This is a genomic window from Klebsiella sp. KP20-425-1, from assembly GCF_025813515.1.
Taxonomy (GTDB): Bacteria; Pseudomonadota; Gammaproteobacteria; order Enterobacterales; family Enterobacteriaceae; genus Klebsiella; species Klebsiella pneumoniae.
The window spans coordinates 35,042-53,643 of the sequence record NZ_CP109615.1; the positions used below are offsets into that span (position 1 = coordinate 35,042).

Consider the following 18,602-nt stretch of genomic DNA (forward strand, 5'->3'; position numbering starts at 1 on the left):
CCGCCAATGCTTGGTCGTTAATGTCTGCTCCTGGCACAAAGCAGACATACTCAGAAAAGCAACTCATGAACGAGCATCAGCGTCCTCCATTATCGCTTTCACTCTTAAAATGGTCTGCCGTGTGGTGTCAAATTCGCGGGCGATCGCGCTGATACTCTTCCCTTCACTAAGACGCAAGAACACCGCTTTCTTTTGTTCGTCATCCAGAGCCGGCGGGCGGCCGAAACGCTTTCCGGATGCCTTAGCCCGCGCAATACCAGCATGTGTACGTTCAAGTAGCAGATCGCGCTCAAATTCAGCAACCGCCGAGATTACCTGCATTGTCATCTTTCCGGCCGGACTGGTGAGGTCTACCCCTCCCAGCGCCAGGCAGTGTACCCGTATTTCTGACGCAGAAAGTAGCTCAACGGTTTTTCTGATATCCATGGCGTTTCGCCCGAGGCGATCCAGCTTCGTTACGATTAAAACGTCCCCGTTTTCCATTCGATCAAGGAGACGCATAAATCCAGGGCGTTCAGCAGCCGCGACTGAACCACTTATGTACTCTTCAATCAGTCGCTGGGGTCTGATGGAAAAGCCGGCCGCTTCGATCTCACGACGCTGGTTTTCAGTGTTCTGTTCGAGGGTCGATACCCTGCAGTAGGCAAAAACTCGTGACATATAGTTATTTTATGTACGAAATGGATGTACTTATTATAGCGCATGTCCGAAACTAAAAACACTAACTTTCGGACATACTATATCTTACATGTACGAAACCGGTCGGTTTTGTACATCCCATATTGTATGCTCTATGTGTTCCACTTAAAGTAATATTATTGTGACCACATAAGTTGTGGCTGGCTGGCAAAGTCAGCACTGAATGCCTCCCTGCCCAACCAGTTTATATTGGTATCCGATTTTTCTACTTGCCTATTTTCTTTTGGCCGGAAACATCAGCATCAGGGTGTGAACACCGTTGATATCGATCGTATGGGCGCCTTCCGTGAAAGCCTCAAAAATCCCGACGTCTTTCAGACCGCCCAGTATCGCATCGACGTCAGTTTCTGACAGCTGACGCGCTGTTTTGTATTCCAACATGTTAGTGTTAGGGTTCGATGCGCGCTCAGACTCGACTTTCATTTTAATTTCGGCAATGACCGCAGGAATATTATCGGTGTTGAGCTCCAGTGCTCTAGCCTGAATACACGCGGCAAACTCCTTGGGGATTACAAACCACACGGGATATCCCCGCGACAGCGGCATACCTTTACTACCCTCATCCAGATTACCATTCCAGCGTATGCCGGTACATTCGCTGAAGGGCTGGTTCAGTTCGTCCCGGTAGTTAATGCGGGCGACGGACACGTCCCATTCGCCCGCATCGTAAAGCACATCTAGCACCTCTACATGGCCTCTGGGGGATAAAACATCTGTGGGTTTTACGTACATATTCTCTCTCCTGTAAGCGTGGATGATATACAAATTAGCTATGAATTATAGTTATATTACATAACTAGTTTTTTAGCTAGAATTAATCAGTTGAACGTGAAAAAATTGTCCTCAGCTATGCCAACTACCATGCTCTGGAGAAGCAGAAGGGAGCCCGGGAGCAGGTTATCGGGGGAGCCAGTACTGGCTGCGCGACCTAGCAGCTCAGAATGGAGCGAGAACAGTAAATAGGGGTCTATTTGGATATCGAAAATTATTCAGCCGAGATACGTCTGGTGAGCAGAGTCTCTTAAATGTAAAGCTAGAGCCTTTCAATAATATAAAGGTTCATTCATCAAAAAATTAGAAACAGTGCCGACAGTAATGCCTATACATAAGCCCGTAGATCGCGTCTGCCAGTCACTCTGGGATATACCCTAATGTGTCAGGCTAACGCGCCCTCCAGGCTTGTCCAGCCCCTCGCTTTTCCGAGCTGACTCGCGGTTTCGATTTAACACGGTGGTGGAATAGCCAAGCATGGTAGAGGTCGTGATCTAACGATTGATTGCACAAGGCACAGGATATCGGCTGAAATGTACCGCCTGGCAATTGATGCTTCATAGAACTATTCATCCGTAAACAGAGTCGCTAATGCGGCTTTTTTTTGGGGGGACGTTTAGTAGCGGAGGTTTCTATGTCAGGACAAGTCAGGTCGCCTTAGTTACTCAATAAATGAAATCATGTTATAATTAAATCATGATTTCATTTATTTTTATGCTATTGTAATTTAAGTCATTATTGTTTTGCATGTTTTACTGAAATCATTAAATCATGATTTAATGTTGTTCCTTTACCTCAGCTATGTCATAGTTAGCTTAGTTGTAGAACTTGATAATGAAATCATGATTTAATGAAGGGTGATACCATGGGAAAGGTTATATCGATCGTTGGTCAGAAAGGCGGTGGTTCAAAAAGCACCGAAGCTAGAACGCTTGCTGTTGGATTTTCAGAAGCTGGATGGAAGACGCATCTGGCTGATATAGACACCAAACAACAAACCTCACTGAAGTGGACAGAACGACGCGAGAAAAGTGGGCTAAGCCCGATAGATTGTGCTCTTTACCGCCGGGTTGAAACTGCTGTCAGGATGAAAGATAGCTGTCATTTGCTGATCATCGATGGGCGCCCTGCAGCAGAGACAACGTCACTGGATGTCGCAGATGAATCTGACCTCGTCATTATTACCACGGGGACTACTATTGATGATCTTGAACCCTCACTTGAACTGGCTCGTGAATTGATAAAGAAGGGGATTGATAAGAGCAAGATTGTCTTTATCGTTTCTAAATCACCATCTCAATCGCAGGGCGAAAAAGCTCAGGAAACAATCAAAGCGTGGGGTTATAAAGTAATCAATACAGTCATCCCCTTCAAAACCAGTTACGGCGAAGCTCTTGATACTGGACGGGCATTACATGAAACGCCATTCAAATCGTTGAATGAGACTGCAAAACAAATGATTGAAGAGATTCATGATATAATTAATTCATGATAGCATGATTTAACGATATCATTACCCTGAGCATGAGGAAGTTTATGAAAGGCCCTGGTAAATCAATTAAAATTGAGCCCCCGAAAGAGGACGAACCGACACTGGATGTTACCGGAAAAGGGGCTGTTCCGGATTCGGCTGTCAAACCTATCCAAATCAAAGTTCCGGTGTCGAAACATAAAGAAATGAAGGCATATGCAGCAGAGCAGGGGATCTCGATGACCGATATGCTCCTTGCCGGGTATGACATGTACAGAAATAAAATGAAATAATGTTAGCATGACATCATGAAAGTGGTTTTTCATGATGTCATTCTTTCATGCGATTTTTTAAGCCTGTCTCTAGCTCCAGAAACCCTCGGTTTTGCACTTCATCGATAATGACACATATGTTTGAGCGAACCTGAAAAAACATGACTTCATGACTTCATGACTTCATGCTGTTTTTTAACAGAGCCTTGCTGACGGAATGTCCGCCCATCTTGTGGTATATGCTGGCGACAGTAAATCTCGCTTCATCTGCCAGTCAGGAGCGATGCCTCGTCCCGCAAACCAGACTTTCCCAAGTCCTGAATGATTAATCCCGTCCACAACGTTCATCAGGGCTTCGCTGTTTGCCCGGGGCTGAACATCATCAAACAGACTCAACTGAGAAACCCCCGCAGGCGTGAAATCGTTCAGCATCACGCCGGCTTTGGCATAACGGTGCTCGGGGACCCAGATGCGTCCGAGGGCTCTGACGGCAGCGGCGATGATATCCCGCGAGTCTCTGCTCGGGAACGGCAGACTCTCGCTGGCCATGTTTCCGTAGTAAGGCTCCTTCACGGCAAACGGCGACGTTTTCACAAAGACCGCGATGTGTCTGCAGTACTGCCGCTCACTGCGTAGTTTCTCCGCAGCACGCTCCGCGTACTGGCAGACAGCCTGGCGCATTGCGTCATATTCCGTGATGCGTTCACCAAAACTCCGGCTGCAGACTATCTGCTGTTTTGGCGGAGGCGCTTCTTCCAGCGAAATACAGCTTTCTCCGTTGAGTTCCCGGACGGTTCTCTCCAGCACCACGTTGAAATTCTTCCTGATGAATGCTGGATTCGCGCGCGCCAGCTGCAGTGCTGTGGTGATCCCCATTGTGTTCAGCTTCTTCGAGATCCGGCGCCCAACACCCCATATTTCTTCCACCGGCTGCAGTGAAAGCAGTTTCTCTGTCCGGCGGGGATTATCCGGGGTCAAAGCCAGTACGCCGCCAAACTGCGGCCACTCTTTGGAAGCCCACTGGGCTGATTTTGCCAGCGTTTTGCTGGGTCCCATACCGACGCCGATGGTCAGCGCGGTGTGGCGGTGCACATACTCTCGCAACTGGCGCCCAAAATCCTCAAAATCCACGCAGTTGTCGATGCCGGCGACGTCGAGGAACATCTCATCGATACTGTACTGCTCCACGCGCGGCGCCAGCGCCTCAAGGCAACGCATGACCCGTTCTGACATACTGTGGTACAGCGAATAATTGCTGGAGAACACGGCCACGTTATGCTTTTCCGCCAGTCCCTTCACCTTAAACCAGGGGGCGCCCATCGGAATACCGATGGCGCGGGCTTCGCGGCTGCGTGCGATTACGCAGCCGTCATTGTTGCTGAGGACTATCACCGGCCTGTCGCGCAGGTCCGGGCGAAAGACCTTCTCGCAGCTGGCATAGAAGCTGTTGACGTCAGCCAGGGCAAACATACCGGTACTCCTTACAGGCGGGCGCGGGTACGATGAATGAAGTGCATCACCACGCCGAACAGCGTGAGTTCTTCCGGCCAGAGCGTCGGATAAGCCGGATTCATCGGCTCCAGGGCAGGGCGGGGATGCAGACGCAGCCGCTTTACCGTAAACCCGCCGTCCACTTCCGCAATCACCACATCGCCGTCCACGGCGGTCTCCGACCGGTCCACGACCAGAATGTCGCCGTCATACAGACCGAGGTCTTTCATACTCTCTCCGCTGGCGCGCAGGAAATAAGTGGCTGCCGGATGGCGGATACACAGGCTGTTTAAATCCAGCTCCTGCTCAACATAATCCCCGGCAGGGCTCGGAAAACCCGCCGCACAGGCATCCGCAAACAGGGGCAGCTGCAGGGAAGATGGCGTGGCCGGAAGAGTGAACACCGCCTCCGGGTCAAACAGGGGCTCCCTGCGACTCATTCCGGCAGCCATGTGTCGTCCTGCCAGATGGCTTCAAGTGTGTTCATGATGTCCGACTTTTCCTTGTCGCTGCGCGCGCCGCTGACATCCAGCGCGGTCTGCGAACTTTTTCCGATGTTCAGCCAGAGTTGAGGGTATCGTGGGGTGAGGCGGCGCTCAATTTCCTGCTGCAGTGCGGCAAAGGTGCCGCTGCGCATGGCCTTCACCTGCTCCGGGGAAAAACGGACGGAAATCTGCAACATGGCGCACCTCTTTACTGTATGGATGTACAGTTATTATTTTCCCGGTTGTCAGAATTTGCAAGCCTCTTTATGCCGTTCCGGGCTAAAACATTGCTGTGGTTGCGAAAAAATGAGTGACCTGAAAAAACGTATATCGGGGCTACACAGGTAGCGGTATCCTGTAATATACAGATAACCAATGAATTTTTATCCAGGAGGTCTTTATGTCCCCCGTCTTCAGAAATGCTCTCCGCTTTGCCGGCGTACCCGTCGACAGCAGCGAACCGGTACGCAGACAGTACGGCAGCCGCATGATTGGTATCGTGACGGTATGCCTGCTCCCGCTCCTGGTGTTCGACGTCCCGCTGTGGGTTTTCGTGCTCTCCCAGGTTATCTGGGGCGCGGGCGTGTATATCGGCCTCTCCGTGGCCGGAGATAAATCCCGGAACCGCTGATGCTTTGTCGCTGATTGTATAAAAAAAACACAGGCGTGATGACGCCTGTCCCACCGCGCTTCTCCGCTGTCTGCCTTCAGGTTATCCACAATCTTAAACCCCGTGTTTGTGGACAGGTATGCCGATACTCCTCTTTCCCTGATGTCGCTGAAGGCCTGCCACCCGCTGCCAGTGTCTCGCGTCCGGTCGGGTACGGGACGGGCGGCTTTTCCGCTCAGGCCCGGCGTCGTTGAGAGTGTACGCCAGTCCCTCGCCCTTTTAAGGAACGCCCTTCAAGCCGCTTTCGCGGCATATCCTTGCCGTCGAAAAGACTGACGGCTGCGGTATTCCACGGTCGGCCTGACCCGTGACCGGACGCGATGAACAGGCAGCGTGCGGCAGGGAACGGTATCGCGGTGATGCCTCCTGCCCCCTCTGACTACAGGAGTGCTGTCATGTCCAGATTCATTCTCGGGAACTGTATTGATGTGATGCGCGGATTCCCCGACCGTGCCGTGGACCTTATCGTGACTGACCCACCTTATTTAGTAGGGTTTAAGGACCGTTCCGGGCGCAGTATTGCCGGCGATAAAACCGATGAATGGCTGGCGCCTGCCACCCTTGAGATGTACCGCGTGCTGAAAAAAGACGCGCTGATGGTCAGTTTCTACGGCTGGAACCGGGTGGACCGCTTTATGGCCGCGTGGAAGGCGGCGGGGTTCTATGCCGTGGGCCAGCTTGTGTTCACCAAAACCTATGCTTCCAACCGCCGTAATGCGAAAGACCGTCGCGGATTCGTGGACTACCGCCATGAAGGGGCTTATGTCCTTGCCAAAGGCCGCCCGGTGCCGCCCCTCAGACCGCTGCCGGATGTGATGCCTTTTCCGTATACCGGCAACCCACTGCACCCGAACCAGAAACCGGTGGAGGCGCTACAGCCGCTGATTGAGTCATTCAGCGCCCCGGGCGCGATTGTCCTCGACCCGTTCGCAGGGAGTGCCTCGACCTGCGTCGCCGCATACCGCGCCGGACGCCGCTATATGGGGTCGGTTCCGGCTGAGGGCGAAATGACACCCTAAGCTTTCGGTTCCTTGGGCCAAAGATATTCGCCAGTCAGTAGAATGTGCGCCCAGCCCAATGGGGATATGTGGGGAAGAAATTCAGGGGGAACATCCAACCCTTCGTTCCGCCGCTCCGTGACGGCATGACCAAGATGGACGGTATTCCAGTAAATGATCACCGCAGTCAATAAATTGAGCCCAGCGATTCGGTAGTGCTGCCCCTCTGTCGTGCGATCGCGAATTTCCCCCTGCCTCCCGATACGGAGCGCATTTTTGAGCGCATGGTGGGCCTCTCCCTTGTTAAGACCGATCTGAGCACGCCGCTGCATGTCCGTATCCAGGATCCACTCAATAATGAAAAGGGTCCGTTCAATACGACCAACTTCACGAAGCGCAACTGCAAGGTTGTTTTGTCGTGGGTAAGAAGCGAGCTTGCGCAGGAGTTGGCTGGGCCTGATTTTGCCAGCGGTCATCGTCGCGGCACAACGGAAAATATCAGGCCAGTTCGCAACGATAAGATCCTCCCGGGCTTTTCCACCTACCAACTTGCGTAACTCCCTGGGGGTCGTATCGGGATTAAATACGTACAACCGCTTCGATGGCAGATCCCTGATTCGCAGAACGAGATTGTAGCCGAGCAGGCTACTGGCTCCGAACAAATGGTCGGTGAATCCTGCTGTATCGGCATACTGTTCGCGAACATGGCGACCGACCTCGTTCATCAGTAGTCCATCGAGAATATACGGTGCCTCGCTCACGGTCGCCGGGATCGACTGACAAGCGAATGGCGCGAACTGGTCGCTTACGTGAGTATACGCTTTGAGGCCGGGAACAGAACCATATTTGGCATTGACCATGTTCATGACTTCGCCATGCCGCGCTGTCGGGAAAAACTGACCATCGCTCGATGCTGACGTGCCCATCCCCCAGACGCGTGACATCGGCAGTTTACCCTGCGCGGCCACCACAATTGCCAATGCCTGGTTCATGGCTTCGCTTTCAACATGCCAGCGGGCAAGGCGTGAGAGCTGCCAGTAATCATGCGTGTTTGTAGCTTCCGCCATCTTACGCAGGCCCAGATTGAGCCCTTCAGCGAGCAGGACGTTGAGCAGACCGATCCGGTCGCGACATGGAGCCCCGGTTCTCAGATGGGTAAACGCATCTGTGAAACCAAGGGCTGCATCAACTTCAAGCAGCATGTCGGTAATCCGAACGGACGGCATTCGGCGATACAGATCCAGTATGAGTGCCTCGGCACCATCCGGCACGTCTGCTGTCAACCTGTCGATCCGCAACGTTCCATCTTCTATGCTACCGTGCGGAATAGTGCCGTTACGGGCAGCCCGGGCCAGCCGCTTAAGAGCGATCGTGAGTCGCGCCTTTCTGTCTGCCAGCCAATCCTGTGGGTTGGAAGGCACGGCCAGTTTTGCATTTTCCTGCGCCGCGATCATCGGCACCAGTACCTGCTTGAGGTCACCATAGCGGCGCGAATGAGCGAGCCAGACATCTCCGGAACGAAAAGCATCCCGGAGGTGAAAGAGTACCGCCACTTCCCAAAGACGGGTATCTCCTTTTTCCTGAGCTCGTAAATGACGGTTCCATTTGGAGCTGGGCCGCAGGAAACGCCTTTCTGGCGATGCAACACCTTTCATCTCTCCGATCGACAAAGCTGCTGCTACCAATGGTCCGGCGACCGGCGCGGCTTCGAGCTTCAGACAGCGCAACATGCGGGGCGCATAACGACGAAAGCGATGGTATCCCTGCCCGACATATGCAAGAGGCTCATCGGCTAGCGTGTTGCTGAGTTGAGTCCCTGTCGCTACCAGTTGAGCGAGCCGGTCCCATGCAACCGAACTGGCGACAGCCATCTCCAGCGGGGTTCCGTCACTGCGGGCCTCAAGCAACGAAGCTCCCAGCGCGGTGAAGGTACGGATCGTATCCGTGAGTGTGGCTTTAGAGCCGGAAATTGTTTCGTCATGCTGGCGCTTCGCTTCCCGCCAGGTTTTTCCTACGATCCTGTCATGGGTTTCGACTATGGCATCAGCAATCGCCGCTTCCCACTCCACAACACAGACGGCAAGGATCGCCCAGCGGCGGTCCGAAGTGATGTCACGCAAACCGTCGGTGAAGTAGCGTTCACCCTGCCGACGCAGCCGGGCAATGCGATGGGCAGGTATGCTGGCCAAAGCACTATGATTGATATTCAGGGTACGCAGAAATTCGAGCCTGTCGAGCAAACGGTTAGCAGCAGCCGAGTTGTTACCAACCTCGAAGTTGCGAAGCCAGATGAAACGACTGATATTGCCGGCGAGCATTTCACTCAGAAGTTTGTCCAGGTGATCGCGAACATCCGCTGTTAAATTTTCCGCAATCCGCGTTTCAATCCGCCGCTCAGCGGCGACCAGAGCATCCGCGCACAAGCGCTCGATTGTCGATACTGCGGGCAGAATGGTGGAAGTTTCCCGACACCGCACAATAAAACGATGAGCAAGATCCTCGTTTGATCTGGCATCTTCGGCCTGGCCGAAAGTCCACTCCCGCAGATCACGGGCACCACGGCCCGTGAAGGTCTTGTAGCCGTAAATTTCGCGCAGCGTGTCCATGTGCTGCTGACGGGTTTGGCGCCGTGTGGCATAAGTGAGAAGCGCATCAGCCGGAACTCCAAGCTGAGCACCGACGAAGGAAAGGACTTCACGCGGGATCATCTCACCAGGAGCCAGTGCACGGCCCGGATATCGTAAGGCACAAAGTTGCAGGGCAAAGCCAATCCTGTTTTCCGGTCTGCGGCGCTGCCTAATGTTTTCCAGGTCATCATCGCCCAGCGTGTAGAACTTCAGTAGCGACAGTTCGTCCGTGGGCAGATCGAACAGCGCTGCTCGCTGCCGTTCGGTGAAAATATGGCGTCGTGACATACAAATTCGTCCCTTTTGAAGTATAGTCTGTTTTGGACAACAGCCAGCCCATATAAATCAGGGCGTTCCGATACAAAAATCCAGGAGGGTTCAATTGGGACATCGTGCCGCCATTTACTGCCGGGTTTCAACAGCGGATCAGTCTTGTGAACGCCAGGAATTTGATCTGCGAGCCTTCGCCGGCCGTGCCGGCTACGACGTGGTGGGAATATTTAAGGAAACAGGTTCAGGAACTAAACTCGACCGGGCCGAGCGAAAGAAAGTCCTGGCGCTTGCCCAGTCCAGACAAATTGATGCAATCCTGGTCACTGAGCTTTCCCGGTGGGGGCGCTCGACGCTCGATCTGCTCAATACGCTACGTGAACTGGAGAACTGGAAGGTTTCCGTGATAGCCATGAATGGAATGGCGTTCGATCTTTCGTCGCCGTATGGACGAATGCTGGCGACGTTTCTTTCCGGCATTGCGGAGTTTGAGCGGGATCTCATCAGCGAGCGGGTCAAGTCAGGCCTTGCTGTTGCGAAGGCACGTGGTAAGAGGCTTGGTCGTCAGGCCGGAGTGCGACCAAAATCAGACCGACTTTTGCCTAAGGTGGTTGCGATGAGGGCCGAGGGACGCAGCTATCGCTGGATCGCACGCGAGCTCGGTATCAGCAAGAATACCGTCGCTGACATCGTGCAACGACACAGAGCTAACGCTTAGGGTGTCATTTCGCCCTCAGCCGGAACCGACCCCGGCCATAACCGGGTGAACCCGTCGGTCCGCGGAATGGCCGCCGCGTAAAAGATCTCACAGCATCCGGCAAGCAATAAATATATCCAGCCCAAAACTTCTGGCCTCAGTGTTAACGAAATGCGCCATTTTGACCTGTGGTATGTCTTTTCTGACAGCCATTCGTCACCGGCATGGACGGATAATTATCCATCAGCTGCTGTTCAGGCTTTTCAGGATAATGCGGCTCAGAGCAGCATCTGTCTGCAAACGGTGTCCTGTGTAATCATTTTCCATCACTACCCGTGTCAGTTTACGTTGCCAGCTCTTACTGACAGATACTATTTACTGACACGCGGCGGATAGTAAATTTCAGCCATGTTCTGGAAACAGACTGAGCAAATTTCTCAGAATGGAAACGCACCCTAGCCCCGCCAAGGCTTCGCTTTACGATAATTTACCTGAAGGCGGCCATTTACCTGACGGTGCATGATAAAATGTAACCACAGACCGACCGAATTTAACTTATTAATTTAATTATCTAAATTTCTTACATCAGTCAATCAGGCTGTGCATTGCATTTTTGGAGTGCACAGTCTCTGGGTTGCCTGATTCACAATTCGTAAGTCAACATCTCAGGGGGAGATTAAGTGACAGAAAACCCAATCGGATTAACCAGAAAAGTTATCAAGCCCGTTTCTAATTTTTTCAGTTCACCTGTAGCGGGCGGTATTGTGCTTATTATTGCTTCGGCAGCCGCTATCATCGTGGCCAATTCGCCCCTCAGGGAAGGTTATGAAACACTCCTGAAATACAAAACAGCAGGCCTGTCCGTTGAGCACTGGATAAACGATGCCCTGATGGCCGTATTCTTTATGATGGTCGGGCTGGAAATCAAGCGTGAGCTTGTCACCGGCCAGTTAGCCACCTGGAGCCAGCGTGCGTTGCCGGGCTTTGCCGCACTGGGTGGTCTGGCCGTACCTGCCCTGATTTACGTGGGGTTTAATGCCGGTCATGACGAAACCCTTTCCGGCTGGGCCATCCCGGCGGCCACGGATATTGCTTTTGCGCTCGGTGTACTCGCCTTACTGGGCAGTCGTGTGCCAGTCTCGCTAAAAATTTTCCTGTCGGCGCTGGCTATTCTGGATGACATGGGGGCGGTGGCTATCATCGCGCTCTTCTATACCAGCAACATTTCGCTTCTGATGCTGGGTGGTGCAGCGGCAATGGTTGCTCTGCTGTTTAGCCTGAACCGTGCCGGCGTGACGCGCCTGCTGCCCTATCTGCTGACGGGGGGAGTACTGTGGTTTTTCATGCTTCAGTCAGGCGTGCATGCCACCGTCGCGGGTATCCTGCTGGCGTTCTTTATCCCGCTGCGAACCAGGAATGCGGCTGATGAAGTGCCTCTGGACAGGCTTGAGCATGCCATCAACCCCTGGGTCACGTTTATGATACTGCCGCTGTTTGGCTTCGCCAATGCGGGCGTCGCGTTGTCGGGCATGACGATGAATGACCTGTTGTCGCCGGTTCCGGTAGGCGTGGCGCTGGGCCTGTTTTTGGGTAAACAGGCAGGTATCTTTGGCCTGTCGCTACTGGCCGTCAGCCTGGGCCTGGCGAAACGACCAGAGAAAAGTACCTGGTTACAGGTTTATGGTGTCTCGGTACTGTGTGGGATTGGTTTTACCATGAGCCTGTTTATCGGCAATCTGGCCTTTACAGGCAGCCCTCTGCTCGTTGATGAGGTCAAGGTGGGGGTTCTGGCAGGGTCCATACTGGCCGCTCTGGCCGGTATTTTGATACTGCGCTTTGCGCCTTCTAAGCAAGTCAGGTAACGTATTATCTACAGGAAAATCCCCGTGATAACGGGGGTTTTTTCACACTGTCAGTGTATATTCTGAAGAGAAAATTGAAATTATTTAATTTTATTATAAATAATTACCTTTCTATCTTTCACATTTTACAGGCGGAGCCCTGTTCAGATAAGTCAGGATGAACGCTGGCATATCAGTTAAAATATTATGTTATTCAAATAAATAGTCGGCTAACGTGGTTTTTTACACGACTGGCCCTCTAACCCCGCTACTGAATACTGACCGCCAAAAGGCGGTTTTTTTGTTCAAAGAAACTGATCTCAGTATCGCGCCCGGGGCAGCTGGCCAACGTCGCCGGCATCGCGCCGGCAAAAATCGAAAAACAGAAATATCAGCAAGATAGCTTAAACAGGTGTCGGGAAATTTCGTTGAGATATTTTGAAGGAATCACAGTGTAAGCAGGCGCTTTTTCAGGGAGGCGCGTTCTTGCGGGTTGCGTCCCTTGTGATTGGCGATGCGATCCGCCGTGGCGGCCTGGCGCTTGACGGGCCAGTAGGAGCGGCCATCCTTGCCCATCGACCAGACGCTGCTGGCCTGGTTTTCCAGCAGGGGCAGATGGGCGCTCAGGGCTTCGGGCGACGCGCTGGTCAGCGCCGTGCGCTCACGGGTGCGCCAGCGCTGATGCCAGAGCTTCTTGTCCTCGCGCTCGCTGCCGCAGGTCGTGTGCCCGACGATGGGTGTTTTGCGGCGGCTGCGGCTCATAACGTAGTGGTCTCCAAGAACATTCAGGACTGATCCCAGGCGTCGATGGTCAAGACCTGATCGGCAGGACAGGCGGCTACGCGGTCGGGAACTGGATGGTGTTCAGTCTCATGCCGACCCCATTCGATTGATCGCGTCGCTTGCGGCACGCTGCGACGCAAGGAGGTTTGCGACCTGGTTTAGCAGCCGTGTCCGCTGCATGTCTGTTACCTATCTCCCCGACCGCTCATTGGACCAACTCCAGAGATTGGGCTCTATCGCTCAGCCAATACGAAACCGGCATTGGCTGATGCCACAACCGAGACTAACACAAATGGCTCGGTACCTGTATTTCGCGCCCCGTGCACTTGGCCCGGTCTTGCCACGGCTATCTCACCTTCCCTGAGGGCACGAACAATCCCATTGCCCTGAAAGTAATCAGCCATTCCCGACAAAACAGTCCACGTGTCTTGGCCGTGAGGATGAATGTGAGCCGCAATTTCCTGCCCGGGATGGACATGCCAAACCACGATAATTGAGTCTCGGGTTTCAAGCACAACGGAACGAATAGGCTCGCCTTCGGACGGCTGAACATACTCGGCTACAGAAAATATTCTCGATTCAACAGTCATCGGAGATCCCTCTTTCACAGTTGTCGTTACGGTCTTCATCGTCGGCATCCTGACGCACGGCGGGCAATTGCTGGAGCAACGCCGGCAGCCATTCCTGTACCGTCTCCCACACCACATCGAGGTTGATGTCGAAATAGCCGTGAGCCATGCGATTACGCATATTGCGCATGCTGCGCCACGGCACGTCGGCATGCGCCTGGGTGAACTCGACGTAGCCATCCATCACCTTTGTGGCCGCCTCGCCGATGACGATCAGGCTCATGATGACGGCCTGCTGGGTGCGCTTGTCGGCCAAGAAGTCGTCCTTGGCCATCCCTTCCACGAAGCTGCGCGCATCGGTTGCGGCCTGCTGAATGTGGTCGAGGTAATCGGGCAGGCGGTTCTCGCTCATATCGGTTGCGCCTCCGCGAGCACCTTGGCCCGGAACTTCGGCGGCAGGTCGCCGGGAGTCAGCAGATCGACGTCAACGCCGAGCAGCGATTTCAGTTCTTCTTCCAAATCGCCCAAGTCCAACAACGTGGCACCGGGCAGCGCATCGACCAACAGGTCGAGGTCGCTGCCATCCCGGTCGGTGCCATGCAGCACCGAGCCGAAGACGCGCGGGTTCGCGGCGCGAAAGCGGCCTACCGCTTCACGCACTGCGCTTCGCTTCATGTCAAGCACAACAGACGGTCGCATGCGCATCCTTTCTTATCGAAACTCGTTGAGATGATATGCAATCAAGAATAGAATTTCAAGAAGAAGGAAACCGCATGCCCCGCCGTTCGATCCTCTCCGCCGCCGAGCGCGAAAGCCTGCTGGCGTTGCCGGACACCAAGGATGAGTTGATCCGTCACTACACGTTCAGCGAAAGCGACCTCTCCATCATCCGGCAGCGGCGCGGCCCGGCCAATCGGCTGGGCTTCGCGGTGCAGCTCTGCTACCTGCGCTTTCCCGGCGTCATCCTTGGCGCTGATGAGCCACCGTTCCCGCCATTGCTGAGACTGGTCGCCAACCAGCTCAAGGTCGGCATCGAAAGCTGGGACGAGTACGGGCAGCGTGAGCAGACCCGACGCGAGCACCTGGTCGAGCTGCAAACGGTGTTCGGCTTCCAGCCGTTCACGATTGGCCACTACCGGCAGGCTGTCCAGTTGCTGACCGAGCTGGCCATGCAAACCGACAAGGGCATCGTGCTGGCCAGAGCCTTGATCGAGCACCTGCGGCGGCAGTCGGTCATTGTGCCCGCCCTCAACGCCGTCGAGCGGGCGAGCGCCGAAGCGATTACCCGCGCCAACCGGCGTCTCTACGACGCCTTGGCTGAGCCGCTGACGGACGTGCATCGCCGTCGCCTCGACGATCTGCTCAAGCGCCGCGACAACGGCAAGACGACGTGGCTGGCCTGGCTGCGGCAATCCCCGGTCAAACCGAACTCGCGGCACATGCTGGAACACATCGAACGCCTCAAGGCGTGGCAGGCGCTCGACCTGCCCTCCGGCATCGAGCGGCTGGTTCACCAGAACCGGCTGCTCAAGATCGCCCGCGAGGGCGGCCAGATGACGCCCGCCGACCTGGCGAAGTTCGAGCCGCAGCGGCGTTACGCGACCCTGGTGGCGCTCGCCATCGAGGGCATGGCCACCGTCACCGACGAAATCATCGACCTGCATGACCGCATCCTGGGCAAGCTGTTCAATGCCGCCAAGAACAAGCATCAGCAGCAGTTCCAGGCATCCGGCAAGGCGATCAATGCCAAGGTGCGGCTGTTCGGGCGCATCGGCCAGGCGCTGATCGAGGCCAAGCAAGCGGGCCGCGATCCGTTCGCCGCCATCGAGGCCGTCATGTCCTGGGATGCTTTCGCCGAGAGCGTCACCGAAGCGCAGCGGCTCGCGCAACCCGAGGACTTCGATTTCCTGCACCGCATCGGCGAGAGCTACGCCACGCTGCGCCGCTACGCGCCGGAATTTCTCGACGTGCTCAAGTTGCGGGCCGCGCCCGCCGCCAAGGACGTACTCGACGCCATCGAGGTGCTGCGCAGCATGAACAGCGACAACGCCCGCAAGGTGCCCACCGACGCGCCGACCGAGTTCATCAAGCCGCGCTGGCAGAAGCTGGTGATGACCGACACCGGCATCGACCGGCGCTACTACGAACTGTGCGCGCTGTCGGAGCTGAAGAACGCGCTGCGCTCCGGCGACATCTGGGTGCAAGGCTCGCGCCAGTTCAAGGACTTCGAGGACTACCTGGTGCCGCCCGCGAAATTCGCCAGCCTCAAGCAGGCCAGCGAATTGCCGCTGGCCGTGGCCACCGATTGCGACCAGTACCTGCATGACCGGCTGACGCTGCTGGAAACGCAGCTCGCCACCGTCAACCGCATGGCGCTGGCCAACGAGCTGCCGGACGCCATCATCACGGAGTCGGGCCTGAAGATCACGCCGCTCGATGCGGCGGTGCCCGATACCGCACAGGCCCTGATCGACCAGACGGCGATGATCCTACCGCACGTCAAGATCACCGAATTGCTGCTGGAGGTAGACGAATGGACGGGCTTCACCCGGCACTTCGCCCACCTGAAGTCAGGCGACCTGGCCAAGGACAAAAACCTGTTGCTGACCACGATCCTCGCCGACGCGATCAACCTGGGCCTGACCAAGATGGCGGAATCGTGCCCCGGCACGACCTACGCCAAGCTGGCCTGGCTGCAAGCCTGGCACATCCGCGACGAAACCTACGGGGCGGCACTGGCCGAGCTGGTCAACGCGCAGTTCCGACATCCCTTCGCCGAGCATTGGGGCGACGGCACCACGTCATCGTCGGACGGCCAGAACTTCCGCACCGGCAGCAAGGCCGAGAGCACCGGCCACATCAATCCGAAATACGGCAGCAGCCCAGGGCGGACGTTCTACACCCATATCTCCGACCAGTACGCGCCGTTCCACACCAAGGTCGTGAACGTCGGCGTGCGCGACTCGACCTACGTGCTCGACGGCCTGCTGTATCACGAATCCGACCTGCGGATCGAGGAGCACTACACCGACACGGCAGGGTTCACGGACCACGTCTTCGCGTTGATGCACCTGCTGGGCTTCCGCTTCGCCCCGCGCATTCGTGACCTGGGCGACACCAAGCTCTACATCCCGAAGGGCGATGCCACCTACGAGGCGTTGAAACCGATGATCGGCGGCACGCTCAACATCAAGCACGTCCGCGCCCATTGGGATGAAATCCTGCGGATGGCCACCTCGATCAAGCAGGGCACGGCGACGGCCTCGCTGATGCTCAGGAAGCTTGGCAGCTACCCGCGCCAGAACGGCCTGGCCGTCGCCCTGCGTGAGCTGGGACGCATCGAGCGCACACTGTTCATCCTGGACTGGCTGCAAAGCGTCGAGCTGCGCCGCCGCGTGCATGCCGGGCTGAACAAAGGCGAGGCGCGCAACGCGCTGGCCCGCGCCGTGTTCTTCAACCGCCTGGGGGAAATCCGCGACCGCAGCTTCGAGCAGCAGCGCTACCGGGCCAGCGGCCTCAACCTGGTGACGGCGGCCATCGTGCTATGGAACACGGTCTATCTGGAGCGGGCCGCGAACGCCTTGCGTGGCCACGGTCAAGCCGTCGATGACGGCCTGTTGCAGTACCTGTCGCCGCTCGGCTGGGAGCACATCAACCTGACCGGCGATTACCTCTGGCGCAGCAGCGCCAAGATCGGCGCGGGCAAGTTCAGGCCGCTACGGCCGCTGCAACCGGCTTAGCGTGCTTTATTTAATGAGATGGTCACTCCCTCCTTCCCGGTATTATGCTGAGGACAGGCTTTCATTCGGAGAACTATCATGGAAAACATTGCGCTCATTGGTATCGATCTGGGTAAAAACTCTTTCCATATTCATTGCCAGGATCGTCGCGGGAAGGCTGTTTACCGTAAAAAATTTACCCGGCCAAAGTTGATCGAATTTTTGGCGACATGCCCCGCTACAACCATCGCAATGGAAGCCTGTGGCGGTTCTCACTTTATGGCACGCAAGTTGGAAGAGTTGGGGCATTCCCCAAAGCTGATATCACCACAATTTGTCCGCCCGTTCGTTAAAAGCAATAAAAACGACTTTGTCGACGCCGAAGCTATTTGTGAAGCTGCATCGCGTCCGTCTATGCGTTTTGTGCAGCCCAGAACGGAATCTCAGCAGGCAATGCGGGCTCTGCATCGTGTCCGTGAATCCCTGGTTCAGGATAAGGTAAAAACAACCAATCAAATGCATGCTTTTCTGCTGGAATTTGGCATTAGCGTTCCCCGAGGAGCTGCCGTTATTAGCCGACTGAGTACCATTCTTGAGGATAATAGTTTGCCTCTTTACCTCAGCCAGTTATTGCTGAAATTACAACAGCATTATCACTATCTTGTTGAGCAGATTAAAGATTTGGAATCCCAGTTGAAACGAAAGTTGGACGAAGATGAGGTTGGACAGCGCTTGCTGAGCATTCCCTGCGTCGGAACACTGACAGCGAGTACTATTTCAACTGAGATTGGCGACGGGAAGCAGTACGCCAGCAGCCGTGACTTTGCGGCGGCAACAGGGCTTGTACCTCGGCAGTACAGCACGGGAGGTAGGACGACATTGCTGGGAATTAGTAAGCGAGGTAATAAAAAGATCCGAACTTTGTTGGTTCAATGTGCCAGGGTATTCATACAAAAACTGGAACACCAGTCTGGCAAATTGGCCGATTGGGTCAGGGATTTACTGTGCCGGAAAAGCAACTTTGTCGTCACTTGTGCTCTGGCAAACAAGCTGGCCAGAATAGCCTGGGCCCTAACGGCACGACAGCAAACTTATGTAGCATAACGGCAGAAATACACCGGTTTAAAGAATTACTGATCTGGTTTTGCGAATACTGATATTGATGATACTAACGGCCCACCGGCCTGTTGAGGAACCTGTAAAACGGAAAGGCTCATTGAAGCCGTATATTTTCTGGAG

General features: G+C 55.0%; 17 protein-coding genes and 3 pseudogenes. 9 read left to right on the plus strand and 11 right to left on the minus strand.

Annotation, left to right across the window (positions count from 1 at the left end; genetic code table 11):
* Nucleotides 1-63: 63 nt before the first annotated feature.
* Together OHJ17_RS25670 and OHJ17_RS25675 are read right to left on the minus strand one after the other, a co-directional pair.
* The gene (locus OHJ17_RS25670; RefSeq protein ID WP_032635043.1) at nt 64-660 is read right to left on the minus strand and encodes a recombinase family protein; all 597 of its coding nucleotides are present in this window, start codon (nt 658-660) and stop codon (nt 64-66) included.
* Nucleotides 661-912: 252 nt separating this feature from the next.
* Entirely contained in the window at nt 913-1,431 is a 519-nt protein-coding gene (locus OHJ17_RS25675; RefSeq protein ID WP_088903439.1) for a hypothetical protein, read from the minus strand.
* A gap of 889 nt (nt 1,432-2,320) precedes the next feature.
* Here OHJ17_RS25675 and OHJ17_RS25680 point away from each other — a divergent pair.
* Entirely contained in the window at nt 2,321-2,962 is a 642-nt protein-coding gene (locus OHJ17_RS25680) for a ParA family protein (RefSeq protein ID WP_223289725.1), read from the plus strand.
* Between the two features lie 44 nt (nt 2,963-3,006).
* Nucleotides 3,007-3,234 carry a hypothetical protein gene (locus OHJ17_RS25685; protein WP_020314634.1) on the plus strand — a complete coding sequence of 76 codons (228 nt, stop codon included), beginning with the start codon at nt 3,007-3,009 and terminating at the stop codon, nt 3,232-3,234.
* A gap of 174 nt (nt 3,235-3,408) precedes the next feature.
* Here the strand turns inward: OHJ17_RS25685 and OHJ17_RS25690 are convergent, their stop codons facing one another.
* Genes OHJ17_RS25690 through OHJ17_RS25700 form a run of 3 tightly spaced genes read right to left on the minus strand, consistent with a single transcriptional unit; the run spans nt 3,409 to nt 5,386 of the window.
* Nucleotides 3,409-4,683: a Y-family DNA polymerase gene (locus tag OHJ17_RS25690; RefSeq protein WP_020314652.1), complete on the minus strand. Its 1,275-nt coding sequence runs from the start codon at nt 4,681-4,683 to the stop codon at nt 3,409-3,411.
* An 11-nt stretch (nt 4,684-4,694) separates the two neighbouring features.
* Nucleotides 4,695-5,156: a translesion error-prone DNA polymerase V autoproteolytic subunit gene (gene umuD / locus OHJ17_RS25695; RefSeq protein ID WP_022644717.1), complete on the minus strand. Its 462-nt coding sequence runs from the start codon at nt 5,154-5,156 to the stop codon at nt 4,695-4,697.
* Complete coding sequence (locus OHJ17_RS25700; protein WP_020314635.1) at nt 5,141-5,386, minus strand: DinI-like family protein; 246 nt, start codon at nt 5,384-5,386, stop codon at nt 5,141-5,143. The genes umuD and OHJ17_RS25700 overlap by 16 nt, the downstream gene beginning before the upstream one ends.
* A 203-nt stretch (nt 5,387-5,589) precedes the next feature.
* Between OHJ17_RS25700 and OHJ17_RS25705 the strand changes: the two genes are divergently transcribed.
* The 3 genes and pseudogenes from OHJ17_RS25705 to OHJ17_RS25715 form a co-directional block, all read left to right on the plus strand.
* The gene (locus OHJ17_RS25705; protein WP_020314631.1) at nt 5,590-5,820 is read left to right on the plus strand and encodes a hypothetical protein; all 231 of its coding nucleotides are present in this window, start codon (nt 5,590-5,592) and stop codon (nt 5,818-5,820) included.
* 187 nt (nt 5,821-6,007) lie between these two features.
* A pseudogene (locus tag OHJ17_RS25710) lies at nt 6,008-6,183 on the plus strand (hypothetical protein); the annotation flags it as partial.
* A gap of 71 nt (nt 6,184-6,254) precedes the next feature.
* A pseudogene (locus tag OHJ17_RS25715) lies at nt 6,255-6,845 on the plus strand (DNA methyltransferase); the annotation flags it as partial.
* Between the two features lie 29 nt (nt 6,846-6,874).
* Here OHJ17_RS25715 and OHJ17_RS25720 read toward each other — a convergent pair.
* Entirely contained in the window at nt 6,875-9,772 is a 2,898-nt protein-coding gene (locus OHJ17_RS25720; protein WP_023307208.1) for a Tn3-like element Tn5403 family transposase, read from the minus strand.
* 94 nt (nt 9,773-9,866) lie between these two features.
* Between OHJ17_RS25720 and OHJ17_RS25725 the strand changes: the two genes are divergently transcribed.
* Nucleotides 9,867-10,472, plus strand: a complete 606-nt coding sequence (locus OHJ17_RS25725) for a recombinase family protein (RefSeq protein ID WP_000509966.1) — start codon at nt 9,867-9,869, stop codon at nt 10,470-10,472.
* Between the two features lie 32 nt (nt 10,473-10,504).
* Here OHJ17_RS25725 and OHJ17_RS25730 read toward each other — a convergent pair.
* Nucleotides 10,505-10,597 (minus strand): annotated as a pseudogene (locus OHJ17_RS25730) (SMR family transporter); the annotation flags it as partial.
* Between the two features lie 534 nt (nt 10,598-11,131).
* Here OHJ17_RS25730 and nhaA point away from each other — a divergent pair.
* Entirely contained in the window at nt 11,132-12,313 is a 1,182-nt protein-coding gene (nhaA, locus tag OHJ17_RS25735; RefSeq protein WP_004194048.1) for a Na+/H+ antiporter NhaA, read from the plus strand.
* Nucleotides 12,314-12,739: 426 nt separating this feature from the next.
* Here the strand turns inward: nhaA and OHJ17_RS25740 are convergent, their stop codons facing one another.
* The 4 genes from OHJ17_RS25740 to OHJ17_RS25755 form a co-directional block, all read right to left on the minus strand.
* On the minus strand, nt 12,740-13,054 hold the full coding sequence (locus OHJ17_RS25740; protein WP_000091613.1) for a hypothetical protein: 315 nt from the start codon (nt 13,052-13,054) through the stop codon (nt 12,740-12,742).
* Nucleotides 13,055-13,308: 254 nt separating this feature from the next.
* Nucleotides 13,309-13,665: a cupin domain-containing protein gene (locus OHJ17_RS25745; RefSeq protein WP_000215515.1), complete on the minus strand. Its 357-nt coding sequence runs from the start codon at nt 13,663-13,665 to the stop codon at nt 13,309-13,311.
* On the minus strand, nt 13,655-14,056 hold the full coding sequence (locus tag OHJ17_RS25750; protein ID WP_001293886.1) for a HepT-like ribonuclease domain-containing protein: 402 nt from the start codon (nt 14,054-14,056) through the stop codon (nt 13,655-13,657). Before OHJ17_RS25750 ends, OHJ17_RS25745 begins: the two co-directional genes overlap by 11 nt.
* On the minus strand, nt 14,053-14,343 hold the full coding sequence (locus OHJ17_RS25755; protein ID WP_001247892.1) for a nucleotidyltransferase family protein: 291 nt from the start codon (nt 14,341-14,343) through the stop codon (nt 14,053-14,055). The genes OHJ17_RS25750 and OHJ17_RS25755 overlap by 4 nt, the downstream gene beginning before the upstream one ends.
* Before the next feature lie 74 nt (nt 14,344-14,417).
* On the opposite strand from OHJ17_RS25755, the gene OHJ17_RS25760 reads away from it, so the two are divergent.
* Together OHJ17_RS25760 and OHJ17_RS25765 are read left to right on the plus strand one after the other, a co-directional pair.
* On the plus strand, nt 14,418-17,384 hold the full coding sequence (locus tag OHJ17_RS25760) for a Tn3-like element ISPa38 family transposase (protein ID WP_003100881.1): 2,967 nt from the start codon (nt 14,418-14,420) through the stop codon (nt 17,382-17,384).
* Nucleotides 17,385-17,462: 78 nt separating this feature from the next.
* Complete coding sequence (locus OHJ17_RS25765; RefSeq protein ID WP_000427623.1) at nt 17,463-18,467, plus strand: IS110-like element IS4321 family transposase; 1,005 nt, start codon at nt 17,463-17,465, stop codon at nt 18,465-18,467.
* Nucleotides 18,468-18,602 lie beyond the last annotated feature (135 nt).

Bases quoted from the DNA above. Each gene is read 5' to 3' on its own strand.
- OHJ17_RS25720 (WP_023307208.1), bottom strand. From the start codon at position 9,772: ATGTCACGACGCCATATTTTCACCGAACGGCAGCGAGCAGCGCTGTTC.
- OHJ17_RS25765 (WP_000427623.1), top strand. From the start codon at position 17,463: ATGGAAAACATTGCGCTCATTGGTATCGATCTGGGTAAAAACTCTTTC.
- umuD (WP_022644717.1), bottom strand. From the start codon at position 5,156: ATGGCTGCCGGAATGAGTCGCAGGGAGCCCCTGTTTGACCCGGAGGCG.
- OHJ17_RS25680 (WP_223289725.1), top strand. From the start codon at position 2,321: ATGAAGGGTGATACCATGGGAAAGGTTATATCGATCGTTGGTCAGAAA.
- OHJ17_RS25675 (WP_088903439.1), bottom strand. From the start codon at position 1,431: ATGTACGTAAAACCCACAGATGTTTTATCCCCCAGAGGCCATGTAGAG.
- OHJ17_RS25760 (WP_003100881.1), top strand. From the start codon at position 14,418: ATGCCCCGCCGTTCGATCCTCTCCGCCGCCGAGCGCGAAAGCCTGCTG.
- OHJ17_RS25690 (WP_020314652.1), bottom strand. From the start codon at position 4,683: ATGTTTGCCCTGGCTGACGTCAACAGCTTCTATGCCAGCTGCGAGAAG.
- OHJ17_RS25750 (WP_001293886.1), bottom strand. From the start codon at position 14,056: ATGAGCGAGAACCGCCTGCCCGATTACCTCGACCACATTCAGCAGGCC.
- OHJ17_RS25755 (WP_001247892.1), bottom strand. From the start codon at position 14,343: ATGCGACCGTCTGTTGTGCTTGACATGAAGCGAAGCGCAGTGCGTGAA.
- OHJ17_RS25685 (WP_020314634.1), top strand. From the start codon at position 3,007: ATGAAAGGCCCTGGTAAATCAATTAAAATTGAGCCCCCGAAAGAGGAC.
- OHJ17_RS25740 (WP_000091613.1), bottom strand. From the start codon at position 13,054: ATGAGCCGCAGCCGCCGCAAAACACCCATCGTCGGGCACACGACCTGC.
- OHJ17_RS25705 (WP_020314631.1), top strand. From the start codon at position 5,590: ATGTCCCCCGTCTTCAGAAATGCTCTCCGCTTTGCCGGCGTACCCGTC.
- OHJ17_RS25745 (WP_000215515.1), bottom strand. From the start codon at position 13,665: ATGACTGTTGAATCGAGAATATTTTCTGTAGCCGAGTATGTTCAGCCG.
- OHJ17_RS25670 (WP_032635043.1), bottom strand. From the start codon at position 660: ATGTCACGAGTTTTTGCCTACTGCAGGGTATCGACCCTCGAACAGAAC.
- OHJ17_RS25700 (WP_020314635.1), bottom strand. From the start codon at position 5,386: ATGTTGCAGATTTCCGTCCGTTTTTCCCCGGAGCAGGTGAAGGCCATG.